A 15,411-nucleotide genomic window follows, 5' to 3' on the forward strand; every position below is an offset into this window, starting at 1 on the left:
GTGTTTGAGGAACGACGGGGCCTAACCAACACACCTTCAAGGACGGCCTCGCTATTATTAATTATATGGCTTTCTCAAAGTTCCTTGACGAATAAACAAAATTGTCCTCCTCGGTAAAAAAGTGATCCAAACCCGCCAGGCAGTAGAATACGGCATCACCAGCCTGACCCGCGAAAAAGCCTCGCCCAAGCGGGTACTGCAAATCAGACGCAAGCATTGGTTGATTGAAACCGGCTTGCATTATCGCCGGGAGGTGACCTTTCGGGAAGATGCCACGCGAATGACGAAAGGGACTGCGGCCCGGATACTGGCCACGGTGCATAACGTTGTCCTGGCATTGATCAAGCAGGCCGGACATCTTGACCGGGTTTTTGCCCTCCTTGCCTCAGGTCATTTACGACTTTGAGCGACTTTGAGAAAGCCATCCGTGATAGAACGCGAACCCTTGACATTTTTTATTAGAGTGAGTATTATTGCCCCCAATCCAGCCCAAGTAACCCGATTCCCCTATGTCAAGCATTGCCTTTTTCTACTTTTATTTTTATTCGAAACCACCTCGGAGCAGGTTGCTCCAAGAGGGTGGTTAGCCGTATGTGGTAGAAAAAGGCAACCCCCAGATTGGAAAAAACGACGTGGAGCAACCTGCTCCACGTCGTTGCTTTATATTCGGAGGTTGTCCTTATGTCCCTCATAGCCATCCGCGGTGCCATTACTTGTGACGAAAATTCAACCGCAGCCATTCTCGACGCCACGCGCCAGCTGATGAGCGCCCTCATTGATAAAAACCATCTCGATCCCAACCACGTCATCTCTATAATCTTTTCCGCTACTCCCGATCTGAATGCTGCCTACCCTGCCCAGGCAGTGCGCCAAATGGGCTGGTCTCAAGTACCCATGTTATGTCTGCAAGAAATGTATGTCACAGAAAGCCTTCCCCGCTGTTTGAGGGTCCTGATCCATTACGAGGCTACTTCCCCGCTTTCCCCCTGCCATGTTTATCTTGGTGATGCCCAATCTCTCCGTCCTGATTGGGCTCACATGAACAAATGAGATATTCAAATCTTGCGAAAGGAGGAGCACAATGATTGTCGTTATGAAACCCCAGGCTACTGAGGAACAAATCCAGCAAGTTATCCAGCGCATTGAGGACTACGGCTTAAGAGTGCACCTCTCCAAAGGCACTGAGGTGACCATCCTGGGAGTTATCGGTGATGATCGTATCATCAATCGCGATCAACTGGTGCACATGGAGGGGGTAGATAAATTGATCCCGGTGCTCAAGCCCTATAAACTTGCCTCGCGTGAGTTCCATCCCGAAGACACCGTCTTTGAGGTGAAAGGGGTGAAAATCGGCGGAGAGCAAGTTGTGGTAATCGCCGGGCCGTGCGCAGTCGAAAGCCGCGAGCAAATCCTGGAGGCCGCCCAAAAAGTTAAAGAAGCTGGGGCTCACATGCTGCGTGGTGGCGCCTATAAACCCCGCACCTCGCCTTACTCTTTCCAGGGATTGGGAGAGGAAGGTCTAAAGTACCTCAAGGAGGCCAGCGAGAAAACCGGGCTTCCCGTTGTAACAGAGGTCATGGACATTCAAACCCTGCCGCTTGTTTCTGAATATGCGGATGTTTTACAAATTGGAGCACGAAACATGCAAAATTTTCCCCTGCTTCATGCCGTGGGTGAATCGCAAAAACCCGTGCTTCTAAAACGTGGAATGTCCTCAACCTTGGAGGAATTGCTCATGTCCGCTGAATACATCCTCACCCATGGCAATCAACAGGTCATTCTTTGCGAGCGGGGCATTCGCACCTTCGAGAACTATACCCGCAACACCCTGGATATTAACGCGGCACCGGCCCTGAAGATGCTTTCACACCTACCAGTTTTTATTGACCCAAGTCACGGTACGGGGCGCTGGGAGTTGGTAGAACCGGTCTCTCGGGCCGCAGTGGCGGCCGGTGCAGATGGCCTCATCATTGAAGTGCATCCGCGTCCCGATCAGGCACTCTCAGATGGCGCCCAATCGCTCACCCCAGAGCGATTTGCAAGCCTGATGAAAACCCTTGTGCCAGTGGCGCTTGCTGTGGGGCGGTCTCTATGAAATCACTGGACGAGGTCAACTTTACCATCATAGGGCTGGGACTGATGGGCGCCTCCCTGGCCGCTGCCCTTCGACCTCACTGTCGGTCCATCTTTGGGGTTGATCAAGATCGTGAAGCCCTTGAATGGTGCGAAGCCCAACGATGGATAGATCGTGGCTATCAGCATCCCGAACAAGCGGTTGCTCAGGCCGATGTAGTGGTATTGGCCACTCCGGTACGCGCGATCCTTGATTTACTAGATATCATTCCCACGCATTTAAGCCCTGGCACCATCCTCACTGACATTGGGAGTACCAAAGTTGCCATCTGTCAAAAGATGCAAGAACTTCCACCCCATATCCACACAGTAGGCGGTCATCCCCTGTGCGGCAGGGAAGTGTCTGGTGCCTCGCATGCCGACGCCCAACTATTCAAAGATCGCACTTACGTTCTTGTTCCCACTCCAAACACCTCTGGCAATGCACTTGATCTGTTGACACAGATGGTAACGGCCATCGGCGCACGCCCCTTGCTCCTGAACGCTGAAACTCATGATCACCTGGTTGCCATCACCAGCCATCTCCCCTACCTGTTGGCCTGCGCTCTAACCCAAACAACCGCCCGAGTCCCTGATCCGGATGGCTTGCTTCGGCAGTTGACCGCCAGCGGTTTCCGAGATACCTCGCGCCTGGCAGGTTCCGATGTGAAAATGATGCTAGATATTCTGCAAACCAACCGTGAGAATATTCTGAAGGGTCTGGAAATGTATTTGCAAACTCTGCAGGGGTTGATTAACACCTTAGTGGAGGAACGGGAGGAGGATCTAAAAAACTGGCTGGTAGGCGCACAAGAAACCCGCAGGAGGTTACTGTTATGAGTGCAGTTCGCGTTCTTCCGTGCACAGGCTTGCAGGGCTCTACCACCCTGCCTGGGGATAAATCCATTTCTCATCGGGCTCTGCTGCTCGGCGCGCTGGCAAACGGCCCCAGCACGATAAACAATTTTTTACCCGGTGGGGACTGCCTGGCAACAGCGGGAGCCTTGCGTGCGCTCGGTATCTCCATCGAAACGCCATCTGAGCGCACCGTGATTGTGCACGGCAGGGGACTGAATGGGCTTCAACCATCCCACTCACCCATTAACTGCGTCCGTTCAGGGACAACTATGCGCCTGCTCGCCGGGCTTTTGGCAGGTCAATCATTTTCAAGTATTCTTACCGGAGAAGAACAGCTACTGCGGCGGCCGATGGAAAGGGTAGCGATACCCTTACGGCAAATGGGCGCTGAGATCCAAACCACAAACGGGCACGCTCCTCTTCATATCCAGGGACGGAGGCTCCATGGTACTCAACTCACGCTTGAAGTTCCCAGCGCTCAGGTCAAGAGCGCTATCCTGCTGGCTGCCCTTTATGCCGATTCCCCTACCACAATCCAAGAAACCGCACCAACCCGCGATCATACCGAACGCATGCTGCAGGCTATGGGTGCTGTTCTCGAAGTGCACACTTCCAACAAATATCGCAAAATGACCCTTTTCCCACATCGGCATCCCCTTACTCCCCTGGAAATCGAGGTGCCAGGCGATTTCTCTTCTGCGGCCTTTCCCCTCGTGGCCGCGCTGATCATCCCCGGTTCTCACATTCACCTCAAGAATATCGGCATCAACCCCACTCGTACCGGGCTTCTGGATGCCCTCATCCAAATGGGAGCCAGTGTCCGCATCCATAACGAGCGGCTGGTCGCTAATGAACCGGCCGCCGACCTGGAAGTACAATCCAGTCAACTCAAAGCGATTGAGATTGCCGGAGATCTTGTGGTGCGCATGATTGACGAATTCCCCATTTTCGCCATCGCTGCCACCCAGGCTCAGGGGAAAACAGTCGTCCGCGACGCCGCCGAACTCCGGGTCAAGGAAACAGACCGAATTGCAACCGTTGTCACCGAGTTACGTAAATTGGGTGCTGTCATCGTGGAGCGGCTGGATGGCTTTGAAATCACTGGGCCGGTAAAACTTCAGAGCGCGGCCGTCAGCAGCCATGGCGATCATCGCCTAGCAATGGCACTCTTTGTTGCGGGTCTGATAGCCCGTGACCCCATTTTTATTGATGATGTTGCCTGTGCTGCCGATTCATTCCCGGGTTTTTTGGAGACTATGCAATCTTTGGGAGCTGAGTATGCCTCAAATTGATAGCCAGACCCAAAAAGTAGGACTGATCGGCTGGCCCTTAGAACATAGTCTTTCGCCTTTGATGCACAATGCCGCCTTTGATCATCTGGGGCTTAACTGGGTGTATCTTGCTTTGCCCTTTCCGCCTCACCATCTCGAGGATGCTTTGCGCGGTTTGCGCTCATTGGGGTTCAAAGGTTTTAACATTACCGCCCCCTATAAACAGGCTATCCTGCCTTTCGTGGATGACATGAGTCCATTAGCCCAGATCCTCGGCGCCATCAATACTGTAATAATCCGAGAAACAGCTGACGGGAGCCGTGTCTTCTACGGCGATAACACCGATGTGGAGGGGTTCCTGTATGCTGTTCAACCCTTGCTTCAAAGAGTTGCTCACGACCATGCACTCATCCTGGGCGCCGGAGGTGCTGCACGTGCCGTTGCCTACGCTTTGTGTAAAGTCGGCTTCAAGACTCTGACCTTTATGGCACGCAATCTTGCGCGGGCTCATTTGTTGGAAGAAGAGGCCCAAAAATGGGGGTTTTCCACTTCGTTTAAGTCAGTACCGCCTTCAGCCGCAAGCCTCTGCGCCCTGGCTGAGCAAATCTCACTCCTGGTCAATGCCACCCCCGTGGGTACCTGGCCGACCATCCACGCCTCACCACTCCCTGATGATTTCGTCATCCCACCTCATTGCTTGGTAGTTGACCTGGTCTACAACCCGTCTAAAACTCGCCTGCTACTTCAGGCAGAAAAAGCTGGCGCTCTGGCCATCAACGGGCTAGGAATGCTGGTTCAACAAGGGGTTCTATCTTTCCGCGCCTGGACCGGGCTTGATGCACCCATAGAGGTAATGGTCCAGGCCTGCCTTAATGCCATTCATCATGTGGAGGAATGAGAGATGTTGCGCTTTCTGACCGCCGGTGAGTCGCACGGACCCTGCTTGCTGGCCATCATCGAAGGATTACCCGCCGGTTTGCCCCTCAATGTGGAAGCAATAGATCGTGAATTGTGGCGCCGCCAACAGGGATATGGACGAAGCCATCGCATGAAAATCGAGCAGGATCGGGTAGAGGTCTTGAGTGGGGTCATAAGGGGGGTAACCACTGGGGCACCTGTAGCGCTTCGAATTGAGAATCGCGATTGGGCTAATTGGAAAGAAAAATGGGAGCAGAATCTTTTGGAGCCACTAACCGTGCCACGTCCAGGACACGCCGACTATGCCGGAATGGTGAAGTACCGTCTTCTGGATGCTCGCCCGATTCTGGAGCGCGCCAGCGCCAGAGAAACTGCAGCACGGGTGGCCATCGGTGCTATTGCTAAACAACTGTTGGCACAATTCGGCATAACCATCGGGAGTTATGTTTGCCAGATAGGTTCTGTGGTGGCCAATATCCCGCCCCACTCCTACCCGGAATTATGGAAAGCCGCAGAGGCTAGCGAAGTGCGCTGCCCCAGCCCAGAAGACAGCGAACGCATGAAAAATGCCATTGATGAAGCACGCCGGGCTCGGGATACCTTAGGAGGGATCTTCGAAGTCCAAGCTCTCAACGTACCCATTGGACTCGGCTCGCACGTGCACTGGGATCGGAGGCTTGATGCCCGAATTGCGGCGGCCATTATGTCCATCCAGGCCATCAAGGGAATCGAGATTGGCCCCGCCTTTGAGAATGCCGGACTGCCGGGCACTCAAGTTCATGACGATCTATACCTCAGTGAAAATCAAACCGTGATCCGCACGACCAACCGTGCCGGAGGTATTGAAGGTGGTATGAGCAACGGCAATCCCATCGTAGTCAGAGCTGCGATGAAGCCAATTGCTACGACCGGCACACCTCATCAGTCGGTAGACATAGTCAACCTGCATGCTGCAACTCCGATCTATCAGCGCTCAGATATTTGTGCCGTCCCTGCCGCCTCGGTGATCGGCGAAGCCATGTTAGCTTGGGTCCTCGCCGAGGCGCTGGTCGAAAAACTGGGAGGCGACAGCCTGGAGGAAATGCGGCGATGAATCGGCGTATTATCCTCACCGGGTTCATGGGAACCGGTAAGACCACGACTGGGAAGATGGTCGCCGAACGACTTGGAATACCATTTGTGGATCTAGACGAAGAAATTTCTCGTCGGGCGCAGCGCAGCATCGCTGAGATTTTTGCCCAGGAGGGAGAACCGGCTTTCCGCAGGCTCGAATCCCGACTATTACGCCAGATCCTCGAATTGAAAAACGAAAATGTCGTCCTGGCAACTGGCGGTGGTACCTTGTTGAGTCCGTCCAACCGCTTACTCTGCGAGCAGGCCGGTGTTGTCGTTTGCCTGACCTGCAGACCTGAGGTACTAAAAGAACGTCTCCGGGCTGGAGAGATTGCAGAACGTCCACTGCTTAACACCGAGCACCCTGAAGGAGCGCTGCAAACTTTGTGGGAAGAACGTCAAAAAACTTATGCAGAGATTTTCTGGCAGTTGGACACATCCCGAAAAACCCCTGACCAAGTTGCCGAAAGCATTATCCGGATAGCCGAGATTCTGACCATGGAAGTTGAGTATCCCGGTGGCCGTTATAAAATCCTGATCGGCGAAGCTCTTTCAGAGTTGATTGGGACGATCCTGCAATCCCACCGGGTTTCACCCGGAACCCGGGTGGCTCTAATTTCAAACGAAACCATCGCTTCACTGCACGCACCTGCTCTTATGACCCACCTTCAGGCAGATGGGTATCCCGCTACGCTCATTAGCATCCCTGATGGAGAAGCCTACAAGACCCTTGATACTGTGCTTACCCTATATAATCAGTTGTTGGAAGCCAGAGTGGATCGCGGCAACCTGATCATTGCCTTAGGAGGTGGAGTGATTGGAGATCTTGCCGGGTTCGTCGCTTCTACCTACATGCGAGGATTACCCATCATCCATATCCCGACTTCGCTCCTCGCCATGGTGGATGCCAGCATTGGGGGAAAAACCGGTCTGGATCTGCCCCGTGGTAAAAACCTGATCGGAACGTTCAAGCAACCCCTGGCAATCCTGGTGGATCCCACTTACTTATCCACGCTCCCTCCGGACGAGCTGCGGTCGGGGATAGCCGAGGTCATCAAACATGGGGTCATCGGAGATTCCTCCCTTTTTACGCTGCTTGAAGCAGGTCCTACCAATGTGGCGCTCAATAAAGAGGTGCTGGCCCAAGCAATTCTTGTCAAAGCCCGCGTCGTGCAGGCAGACCCCTATGAACAGGATCTGAGAGCGATTCTTAATCTGGGACACACCATTGGCCACGCTCTAGAGACACTAAGCAACTATACAATCCGCCATGGTGAAGCCGTCAGCATAGGAATGGCTGCTGAAGCCCTGCTAGCACAACAACTGGGAGTGACCTCACCTGAAGTTGTTAGTCGGATTCATAAAGTCCTAAGAAAGTGGTCTCTCCCACTTTATCACCCTCTCTTAGAAAATGAGACTTTGCTTGAGATGATCCAACATGACAAAAAGCATAAACGTGGTAAATTGCAATGGCCCCTTCCCAACCAGATTGGTAAAGTGATCCTGGTATCAGATATTGACGCCCCCAGTATCATACGAGCCATTGAAACGCTCCGCGAGGTAGCCTATGAGTCGTGAATCCCGGTTCCATATTTTAGTCATCCACGGTCCTAATCTTGGTCTGTTAGGACAACGTGAGCCTTCTGTGTATGGAAAAAAGTCTCTTGAACAAGTCAATGAAGCTCTTATTGCCTATGCGAATAATCATGGAGGGCTGCTACACATCTTTCAAAGCAACTCCGAGGGCGACATCATTGATCGGTTAATTGCTGAAATGGATTGGCTAGATGGGATCCTCATTAACGCAGGTGGTTACACCCATACCAGTGTTGCCATCCGCGATACCCTAGCAGCCATTGGGAAACCCGCCATTGAGGTCCACCTCTCGAATATATATGCGCGAGAACCCTTCCGACACTCCTCCCTGCTGGCTCCGGTATGTCTGGGGCAGATAAGCGGGCTGGGCTGGCGTTCGTATCTTTACGGTCTCATGGCCCTGCTGGACATCCTATCTGAACGTGCAGATTTCACCTCATCCTGATTAGCTCAACGGAGGTAACCCAATGAAACATTTTCTTGTAGAAATCACTTACACTCGCCCATTTGAGGAAATCGCTCCCATTGTGCCGCAACATCGCGCCTTCTTGCAGGAAGGCTACGACCGAGGTTGGTTATTGATGTCGGGTCCCATGAACCCGCGCATTGGCGGGATTGTCATCGCCCGTGCCGAAAGAGAAGAGCTCCTGCGGAATTACTTCTCACGTGACCCTTACGCACTCCATCACATGGCCAGTTATCGGTTCTTGGAGTTTGATCCGGTCAAGTACCAACCCTTCCTGGATGAGTGGATTACAAAGGAATAACTTTTTAGAGAGGACAACTTAATATGCCTGTAAAGACAATAGCCTTCCAGGGCGAGCATGGGGCTTTCTCAGAAAGCGCCGCTCTGGAGTACTTTGGATCTCACATTCAAACCCTACCCTGTGACACATTTGAGGCTGTTTTTGAGGCCGTCGAACAGGGCAAAGCAGAGTGGGGTATCATTCCAATTGAAAACTCACTTGCCGGAAGTGTACATCAGAATTATGATTTGCTCCTTTCCCATGCCCTGCACATCGCTGGGGAATATTATCTCAGGATACGGCATTGCCTTATTGGTTGGCCAGGCGCAAAAATCGAGAATCTACAAAAAGTGATCAGCCATCCTCAGGCCTTGGCCCAATGTCGCGAAACCCTCCAACGTATGGGAATTTCACGCACAGAACCCGTATATGACACTGCGGGAGCAGTCCGCCTTTTACGGGAACACCCTGACCCCACAGTGGCCGCCATTGCTTCCCGGCGTGCCGCTGAGGTTTACCAAATGAGCATTTTGGCTGAAGGGATCGAAGATCACGCGGCAAATTTCACACGCTTTTTAATATTGAGCCGCGAAGCAGTAGCCCCACCCCCCAGCCAATCCAAAACCTCGATTGTATTCACTTTGAACAACCGTCCAGGGGCTCTTTTTCGCGCTCTCAGCGTGTTCGCCTTGCGCGAAATTGATCTAGCAAAGATCGAATCTCGCCCTTTAGTGGGCAAGCCGGGAGAGTACCTTTTCTACGTGGATTTCTTCGGGTCACTGGCTGATCAAGTAGTACACCGCGCTCTAGAAAACCTAAAAGAGTTTGCACCGATGCTTCGCATTCTGGGTTGCTATCCTTTTCACCCCCTGCCATCATCTTAGGGCTTTTGAATCTTATTCCTAATGCGCTCGGGTATTACAATTTAAGCAACCAATTAAGCAACAAATGACCAATGTATTTTCACTCTTACGCTAAAGATGATTACGTGCTTCTGATAACAGGGATTCCACGCCATGCGTAATTTGGGTTTTGTTTCTACTCGTTTTGCAGGCACAGATGGCGTCTCGCTGGAAAGCGAAAAGTGGGCCGTTGTACTTGAGCGATTAGGATATTCCTGTTTCTATTTTGCTGGTGAGTCCAACCGTCCACCCGAAGTGACCTACCTGATTCCGGAAGCCTCCTTTCATCATCCCGAGATTATTCAGATCAACAGAGTAGCCTTTGGGCAACGCATTCGGCCACCTTCACTTACAGAAGCAATTTTGCGTCTTAAGCAACATCTGAAGATTCACCTCCAGCGTTTTGTCTCGCAATTTGGGATCGAAGCCCTGGTGGTTGAAAACGCTCTTACCATACCCCTCAACCTCCCCCTGGGTTTAGCGCTGTGCGAGTTTATCGCCGAAACCGGCATTCCCACACTAGCCCATCACCATGATTTTTTCTGGGAGCGTACCCGATTCATGGTTAATTGCGTGTGGGATTACTTAAACCAGGCCTTCCCCCCCAATCTTCCCTTTATCCGCCACATTGTCATTAACTCATCTGCAGCCCACCAGTTGGCCCATCGTACGGGGATTGCTTCAGTGCTGATCCCTAACGTAATGGATTTCGAAAACCCCCTTCCTAGAGCGGATAATGGCTATGCGAAGTCCCTTAAAGGAGACCTGGGCATCGCAGAAGACGAATATTTCATTCTCCAACCCACTCGCGTTGTACAGCGCAAGGGTATTGAACATGCTGTTGAGTTAATCCATCGGTTGGGCTTAAAAGCGCGCCTGATCATTTCACATGCAAGCGGTGATGAAGGCCACGAATACGAACAACACATCCGATGGTTAGCCGACACACTAAGGGTGCCAGTCAATTTTGTGTCGGACATCATCCGAGAACAGCGCGGACAAACTCCCGACGGACACAAGATCTATGCCCTTTGGGATGTCTATCCACAAGCCGATTTGGTAACCTATCCTTCTACCTTTGAGGGGTTCGGGAACGCCTTTTTGGAAGCCGTTTATTTTCGCCGCCCTATTGTGGTCAACAATTACTCCATTTATGCCTTCGATATTAAGCCCAAGGGGTTCCGCACGATTGAGTTCGATGGATTTATCACCGGTGATACCGTTAAAAAGACACAGGAAGTGCTCACCCAACCCGGTCTGGCAGAGGAAATGGCCGAGCATAATTACCGACTAGGTCTCAAATACTATTCCTTCAGCGTCTTGGAACACCGCTTACGCGATATTTTGCTTTCCTGGTCCACCTAAGAAGTTCATCCCATACCTTGCTCACTCGCTCGAGCCACCTGACGAAAGTGAAAACCATACACCGCCAGGGTCACCGCATGCACAAACTTCTTGGGATATTTAAGAAGTGTCCGGATTAACAACGCCCAAAATTCCCGCCGTTCTTCTCCTAAGATTCCTAGTTCCCACACCGCTTTGAAAAAGGCCGCCAACTCATCTTTCTGAATGGGCACACGGATTCGTGGCGGTTCGTAATGATCTAAAAAGTTCTTTACGCGTTCGTAAAAACCCTGTGGACTGTAAATTTCGCGCAGGATGCGTTGATAACCCTCACGTAGTGCTTGCAACCCCATTTTGGGGATAATGTTCGTATTTCCATCGGTATTATCACCGCTCATCTCATCCAATAGCCGCCCCTCTGCTGCTAAACGTTCGTACAAAGGAGTACCATATGGGGCTTGCAATAAACCCACCATCGCCGTGACAATTCCACTGCGTTGAATGAATTCGATTTGGCGCTGAAATATGGTGGGAGGGTCATTGTCAAAGCCAACAATAAATCCCCCCATCACCTGCAAACCGAACCGTTGCAAACGGCGCACACTCTCCAGCAAATCACGACGCACATTTTGGGTTTTATGAGATTCCAAAAGGCTCTCTTCTTCCGGAGTTTCTATCCCAACAAAGACTGAAACAAAACCTGCTTCACGCATCATGCTCATGAGCTCTGGATCGTCAGCCAGGTTAATCGAGGCCTCGGTGATGAAAGAACAACCTCTTTTTCCTCGGCGCCAGTCAATCAAAGCCGGTAAAATCTCGTCTTTGATTTGACGCCGGTTACCGATGAAATTATCATCCACAAAAAAGATATTACGTCGCCAGCCCACCCCATAGTACATGGCATCCAATTCTGCAATAATCTGGTCAGCGCTTTTAGTGCGTGGCCGATGACCAAAAAGCGCCGTCACATTACAAAATTCACAATGGTATGGGCAACCACGTGAGTATTGGATGCTCAGCGAGTCATAAGCACTCACCTTAGCCAACCCCCAGAGAGGCACGGGGGTGGTTTTCAGATCCGCATATTCTTGGGCCGGATAAATAGATTGAGGTTGCCCTCGTCCCAGATCATCCAGGAAGCGGGGTAAGGTAACCTCTCCCTCCCCCAGAACCAAGTGATCCACCTCAGGGAATTTAGCCCACTCAGCCGAGAACAATGGGCCGCCAGCCACCACTCGTTTTCCCGCCGTTTTGCAGCGTTGTATCACTTCACGCGCTGAGGAACGCTGTACCACCATGGCCGAAATCATGACCAGGTCTGCCCAGTTGATATCTTCATCGCGAAGCGATTCAACATTCATATCTACCAGACGCTTTGGCCACTCCGGGGGTAACATAGCGGCTATGGTCAGCAGACCCAGTGGCGGCGACGAGGCTTTTTTCCCAATAAAGCGCAAAGCGTGCTTAAAACTCCAAAACGTATCCGGAAATTCCGGATAAACTAGAAGGGTTCTCATTAAGCGTTCTCTCCCTGGAAATTGATAGGATTTCTTGTTCTGAAGTGTAAACATTACTTCTTATCATGGGATGTGGCTATGGTCATACCCACATACTCAATTCATGCATATGTAGGGACCTAAGGAGCATACGTTTTATAATAAAGGTCACAATGAGTGAATCCCAACGTTCCATTTTTACTGCCAGCGGTGTTCATCTGGCCTTCTCGGTGATGGTGCTGGCGGCCTTCTTCACCACCTTAAGCACCATTCAGGACATATCCATTCCCCTCCTGGCCGCCACTCTGTTCATTGGCGTAATTTATCTGACCATCGGAATTTATGGTTACCAGGCCGTACTGACCCGTTCAGCCCCTCTCTATCGAATCCTGTATTTTCTGATCCAGATTCCACTAGGTATGAGCCTGGTTTTCCTGGATGGTCAGAGTGGTTTCGATTTTCTCGCTCTTCTTCCCCTGGTGGGACACAGTGTCATCCTGTTACAAGGTATGGAACGCCAAATTGTCAATGGCCTTCTTCTGGCAGGTTATGCGCTACTCACCATCATAGTAGGTGGTGGCTGGCAGACTGCATGGGCCAATACCCCGGTCTTCCTGGCTGGCCAGATTTTCATCCTGGTCTTCACTCAAATGGCGCTGAACGAAGAAAATGCGCGTCGAGAAGTGCAACAACTGCTCAAAAATCTCGAAGCCGCAAACCAGAAACTACGGGAGCACGCTGTTCAAGCAGAAGAATTGGCCATCACCCGCGAGCGTAATCGTTTAGCCCGAGAGATACATGATGGTCTTGGGCATCATCTCACCGCGATTAATATTCAGATTCGCGCTGCTCGCGCAATACTGGATCAAGATCCTCAACAGGCGGTTACTTTGTTGGGAAAAGCTGAAACGCTTACTCAGCAGGCTTTGCATGACGTTCGCCAATCCGTAGCAGCGCTGCGTGCACCGCTCGCCGAAGGTCCTCTGATTTCACAACTTCAGCAAATTTTGGAAGCCGGTTCAGCAGCAGGGATTAAAGCCTCATTGAAGGTCCAAGGCAACCCGCAGCCACTTCCTCCTCAGGTGGCCTTGACACTACTTCGAGCAGTCCAAGAGGGCTTAAATAACACGCTCAAACATGCCCACGCTTCAGAGATCCGTGTGAGCCTGGACTTTGAAGCCCCCTCTGAGGTTGTACTGACCATTCAGGACAATGGCATAGGCGGAATGGGATCAACACAGGATGGGTTTGGGCTGCTTGGGATGCGCGAGCGCGTCTCCCAACTCAAGGGTCATCTGGAAATTCACTCCAGCCCTGGTCAGGGTTTTCAAATACGAATGATCCTACCTAAACAGGTGGAATATGAGCAAAATAAAGATACTGCTGGTGGATGATCAGGCCCTTTTCCGTGAGGGCTTGAAAACGCTGTTAAACTCCCGGCCAGAATTTGAGGTAATTGGGGAAGCCAGCAATGGTGAAGAAGCCATACGACTGGCCCATCAACTACACCCTCAGGTGATCTTAATGGACTTGCGCATGCCGATTCTTGATGGAGTCCAGGCCACTCAACGCATCCACAACCTGCTACCCGAATGCCACATTCTGGTCCTTACAACATTCGATGACGACGAGGATGTCTTCGAGGGATTGCGGGCCGGGGCAATTGGTTACCTTCTCAAGGATGTCTCTTCGGAAAAACTTTTTGAAGCCATTCGTGCTGCTGCACGTGGGGAGTATTTTCTTCAACCTTCAATAACCGCCAAGGTCGTGGCGGAATTCTCGCGCCTACCCCGCGCCGTTCCCCGTTCCCCCGAGGCGGAAAAGATTCTCTCGCCACGCGAAATCGAAGTGCTCCGTCTAGTAGCCACTGGTATCTCCAACAAAGAGATCGCAGAACGCCTGTTCATTTCTGAAGGAACGGTCAAGAACCACCTTTCTAACATCCTCTCTAAATTGAACGTTAAAGATCGCCTTCAAGCCGTTATTCGAGGACGTGAACTGGGCTTATTACCCTAGAATGTGCCCACAGGAATATCTTTGTTGAGTTTGCCCTTTGTATACTACTAATCAGTAATAATCATGAGCGAGACCAAGTCCTCTATAACTAAGCGCATTCACCCTCCGCCTCCCTGGCATACAGCGATCGGAGCAACGCTCATCATTGCCGGTTTTTTGGTTCTTGCCGATCCCTTTCTCTGGCCAGGGCATCTCCGCGTGTTTTCATTCCTAGTCGCCGGGTTTCTGATCAGCGGTTGGGGACTGTGGGCACGGCGGTTATCCTTCTGGATCACCGGAGTCCTTTTGGCAGGCTTTGGAAGCGCCTGTCTGGCTTTGTTTCTGCCTTCCTTTGCTCCTACGTTTGCCCAAAAAATCGGCATCCTTATCACCGGAATGGGTGCCAGTTGTCTGATTATTGCCATCCTTACGCCGTGGTTTTTCTCACATCCCGCAGAATGGGCACTCATCCCCGCTGTCTTGGGGGCAGCGGGCTCATACGTTCTCCTCTACACCCCTGCTAGGTTAAAGGATTTTGCATTCCTGATTTTCCTTGCCGCTGGAACAATTTTCACCGTCATTGGTGTTCGAAAGCGTCTCATTGGGTGGCTGATCCCAGGTGGGCTTCTACTGGGACTTGGCCCGGGTTTCTCTGCACTCCTCGGCCATCTTTCCACCGCCCAGCCCCTTACTGCTATCGGGCTGTTCCTCCTATGGTTTGCTCTCGGATGGATGTTGATTACCCTGACCGCCCGAATGATCATGCATCGGGTTGTCTGGTGGCCATTGATCCCCGCTGGAGTAATCGGGGTTGCCGGCTTAGCCCTTTATATTGCCGGTAACCCGGCCGCTGCCCCCACCGTTCTCAGCAACATGGGCTCCATTGTGATAATCGTTTTTGGGCTCTATCTCCTGCTAATGCGCTACGGCGTCCGGCGTTAATCTCCTGTCAGTTAAGACAATCTTCCTCCACAACAGTGACATTCGACCCCAAAACAACATTGTGAAATTTTGAACAATATGCTACAATAGGTTTGTGAAAATTATCACTATTAAATAC

Annotated in this window: 16 protein-coding genes; 15 read left to right on the top strand and 1 reads right to left on the bottom strand. The window is 51.6% G+C overall.

Annotated features, from left to right (window positions below; all coding sequences use genetic code 11):
• Nucleotides 1-121: 121 nt before the first annotated feature.
• The 12 genes from SE15_RS07195 (at nt 122) to SE15_RS07250 (ending at nt 10,881) form a co-directional block, all read left to right on the top strand.
• Nucleotides 122-406, top strand: a complete 285-nt coding sequence (locus SE15_RS07195) for a transposase (protein WP_054521450.1) — start codon at nt 122-124, stop codon at nt 404-406.
• 275 nt (nt 407-681) lie between these two features.
• A complete protein-coding gene (aroH, locus tag SE15_RS07200) occupies nt 682-1,050 on the top strand; it encodes a chorismate mutase (protein ID WP_054521451.1) in 369 nt (122 codons plus the stop codon).
• Nucleotides 1,051-1,081: 31 nt separating this feature from the next.
• Complete coding sequence (gene aroF, locus SE15_RS07205; RefSeq protein WP_054521452.1) at nt 1,082-2,095, top strand: 3-deoxy-7-phosphoheptulonate synthase; 1,014 nt, start codon at nt 1,082-1,084, stop codon at nt 2,093-2,095.
• On the top strand, nt 2,092-2,952 hold the full coding sequence (locus SE15_RS07210) for a prephenate dehydrogenase (RefSeq protein ID WP_054521453.1): 861 nt from the start codon (nt 2,092-2,094) through the stop codon (nt 2,950-2,952). Before aroF ends, SE15_RS07210 begins: the two co-directional genes overlap by 4 nt.
• A complete protein-coding gene (gene aroA / locus SE15_RS07215; protein ID WP_054521454.1) occupies nt 2,949-4,262 on the top strand; it encodes a 3-phosphoshikimate 1-carboxyvinyltransferase in 1,314 nt (437 codons plus the stop codon). The genes SE15_RS07210 and aroA overlap by 4 nt, the downstream gene beginning before the upstream one ends.
• Entirely contained in the window at nt 4,249-5,139 is an 891-nt protein-coding gene (locus tag SE15_RS07220) for a shikimate dehydrogenase (protein ID WP_054521455.1), read from the top strand. Before aroA ends, SE15_RS07220 begins: the two co-directional genes overlap by 14 nt.
• Nucleotides 5,140-5,142: 3 nt before the next feature.
• The gene (aroC, locus tag SE15_RS07225; protein WP_054521456.1) at nt 5,143-6,252 is read left to right on the top strand and encodes a chorismate synthase; all 1,110 of its coding nucleotides are present in this window, start codon (nt 5,143-5,145) and stop codon (nt 6,250-6,252) included.
• A complete protein-coding gene (gene aroB / locus SE15_RS07230) occupies nt 6,249-7,850 on the top strand; it encodes a 3-dehydroquinate synthase (RefSeq protein ID WP_054521457.1) in 1,602 nt (533 codons plus the stop codon). Before aroC ends, aroB begins: the two co-directional genes overlap by 4 nt.
• Nucleotides 7,840-8,313, top strand: a complete 474-nt coding sequence (aroQ, locus tag SE15_RS07235) for a type II 3-dehydroquinate dehydratase (RefSeq protein ID WP_054521458.1) — start codon at nt 7,840-7,842, stop codon at nt 8,311-8,313. Before aroB ends, aroQ begins: the two co-directional genes overlap by 11 nt.
• A gap of 22 nt (nt 8,314-8,335) precedes the next feature.
• Nucleotides 8,336-8,635, top strand: coding sequence for a YciI family protein (locus SE15_RS07240; protein ID WP_054521459.1), 300 nt, complete (start codon nt 8,336-8,338; stop codon nt 8,633-8,635).
• Between the two features lie 23 nt (nt 8,636-8,658).
• Nucleotides 8,659-9,498 (top strand): prephenate dehydratase, encoded by an 840-nt coding sequence (gene pheA, locus SE15_RS07245; protein WP_054521460.1) that lies wholly within the window; start codon nt 8,659-8,661, stop codon nt 9,496-9,498.
• Between the two features lie 132 nt (nt 9,499-9,630).
• Nucleotides 9,631-10,881, top strand: a complete 1,251-nt coding sequence (locus SE15_RS07250) for a glycosyltransferase family 4 protein (RefSeq protein ID WP_054521461.1) — start codon at nt 9,631-9,633, stop codon at nt 10,879-10,881.
• A 5-nt stretch (nt 10,882-10,886) separates the two neighbouring features.
• On the opposite strand, the gene SE15_RS07255 is transcribed toward SE15_RS07250, so the two are convergent.
• Nucleotides 10,887-12,377, bottom strand: coding sequence for a B12-binding domain-containing radical SAM protein (locus tag SE15_RS07255; protein WP_054521462.1), 1,491 nt, complete (start codon nt 12,375-12,377; stop codon nt 10,887-10,889).
• Between the two features lie 152 nt (nt 12,378-12,529).
• Here SE15_RS07255 and SE15_RS07260 point away from each other — a divergent pair, with 152 nt between their 5' ends.
• The 3 genes from SE15_RS07260 to SE15_RS07270 all read left to right on the top strand — a co-directional run bounded on the left by SE15_RS07260 (nt 12,530) and on the right by SE15_RS07270 (nt 15,293).
• Entirely contained in the window at nt 12,530-13,750 is a 1,221-nt protein-coding gene (locus SE15_RS07260; protein WP_054521463.1) for a sensor histidine kinase, read from the top strand.
• Nucleotides 13,719-14,372 carry a response regulator gene (locus SE15_RS07265; RefSeq protein ID WP_054521464.1) on the top strand — a complete coding sequence of 218 codons (654 nt, stop codon included), beginning with the start codon at nt 13,719-13,721 and terminating at the stop codon, nt 14,370-14,372. Before SE15_RS07260 ends, SE15_RS07265 begins: the two co-directional genes overlap by 32 nt.
• 63 nt (nt 14,373-14,435) lie before the next feature.
• Nucleotides 14,436-15,293, top strand: a complete 858-nt coding sequence (locus tag SE15_RS07270; RefSeq protein ID WP_054521465.1) for a hypothetical protein — start codon at nt 14,436-14,438, stop codon at nt 15,291-15,293.
• Nucleotides 15,294-15,411 lie beyond the last annotated feature (118 nt).

Origin of the sequence: Thermanaerothrix daxensis (genome assembly GCF_001306145.1) — a bacterium.
Classification (GTDB): Bacteria; Chloroflexota; Anaerolineae; order Anaerolineales; family Anaerolineaceae; genus Thermanaerothrix; species Thermanaerothrix daxensis.

What these genes read in the sequence shown, in the direction of transcription:
- aroC (WP_054521456.1), top strand. Translation starts at nt 5,143, where the DNA reads ATGTTGCGCTTTCTGACCGCCGGTGAGTCGCACGGACCCTGCTTGCTG.
- aroF (WP_054521452.1), top strand. Translation starts at nt 1,082, where the DNA reads ATGATTGTCGTTATGAAACCCCAGGCTACTGAGGAACAAATCCAGCAA.
- SE15_RS07250 (WP_054521461.1), top strand. Translation starts at nt 9,631, where the DNA reads ATGCGTAATTTGGGTTTTGTTTCTACTCGTTTTGCAGGCACAGATGGC.
- SE15_RS07260 (WP_054521463.1), top strand. Translation starts at nt 12,530, where the DNA reads ATGAGTGAATCCCAACGTTCCATTTTTACTGCCAGCGGTGTTCATCTG.
- aroB (WP_054521457.1), top strand. Translation starts at nt 6,249, where the DNA reads ATGAATCGGCGTATTATCCTCACCGGGTTCATGGGAACCGGTAAGACC.
- aroQ (WP_054521458.1), top strand. Translation starts at nt 7,840, where the DNA reads ATGAGTCGTGAATCCCGGTTCCATATTTTAGTCATCCACGGTCCTAAT.
- SE15_RS07220 (WP_054521455.1), top strand. Translation starts at nt 4,249, where the DNA reads ATGCCTCAAATTGATAGCCAGACCCAAAAAGTAGGACTGATCGGCTGG.
- pheA (WP_054521460.1), top strand. Translation starts at nt 8,659, where the DNA reads ATGCCTGTAAAGACAATAGCCTTCCAGGGCGAGCATGGGGCTTTCTCA.
- SE15_RS07210 (WP_054521453.1), top strand. Translation starts at nt 2,092, where the DNA reads ATGAAATCACTGGACGAGGTCAACTTTACCATCATAGGGCTGGGACTG.
- aroH (WP_054521451.1), top strand. Translation starts at nt 682, where the DNA reads ATGTCCCTCATAGCCATCCGCGGTGCCATTACTTGTGACGAAAATTCA.
- SE15_RS07265 (WP_054521464.1), top strand. Translation starts at nt 13,719, where the DNA reads ATGAGCAAAATAAAGATACTGCTGGTGGATGATCAGGCCCTTTTCCGT.
- SE15_RS07240 (WP_054521459.1), top strand. Translation starts at nt 8,336, where the DNA reads ATGAAACATTTTCTTGTAGAAATCACTTACACTCGCCCATTTGAGGAA.
- SE15_RS07270 (WP_054521465.1), top strand. Translation starts at nt 14,436, where the DNA reads ATGAGCGAGACCAAGTCCTCTATAACTAAGCGCATTCACCCTCCGCCT.
- aroA (WP_054521454.1), top strand. Translation starts at nt 2,949, where the DNA reads ATGAGTGCAGTTCGCGTTCTTCCGTGCACAGGCTTGCAGGGCTCTACC.
- SE15_RS07255 (WP_054521462.1), bottom strand. Translation starts at nt 12,377, where the DNA reads ATGAGAACCCTTCTAGTTTATCCGGAATTTCCGGATACGTTTTGGAGT.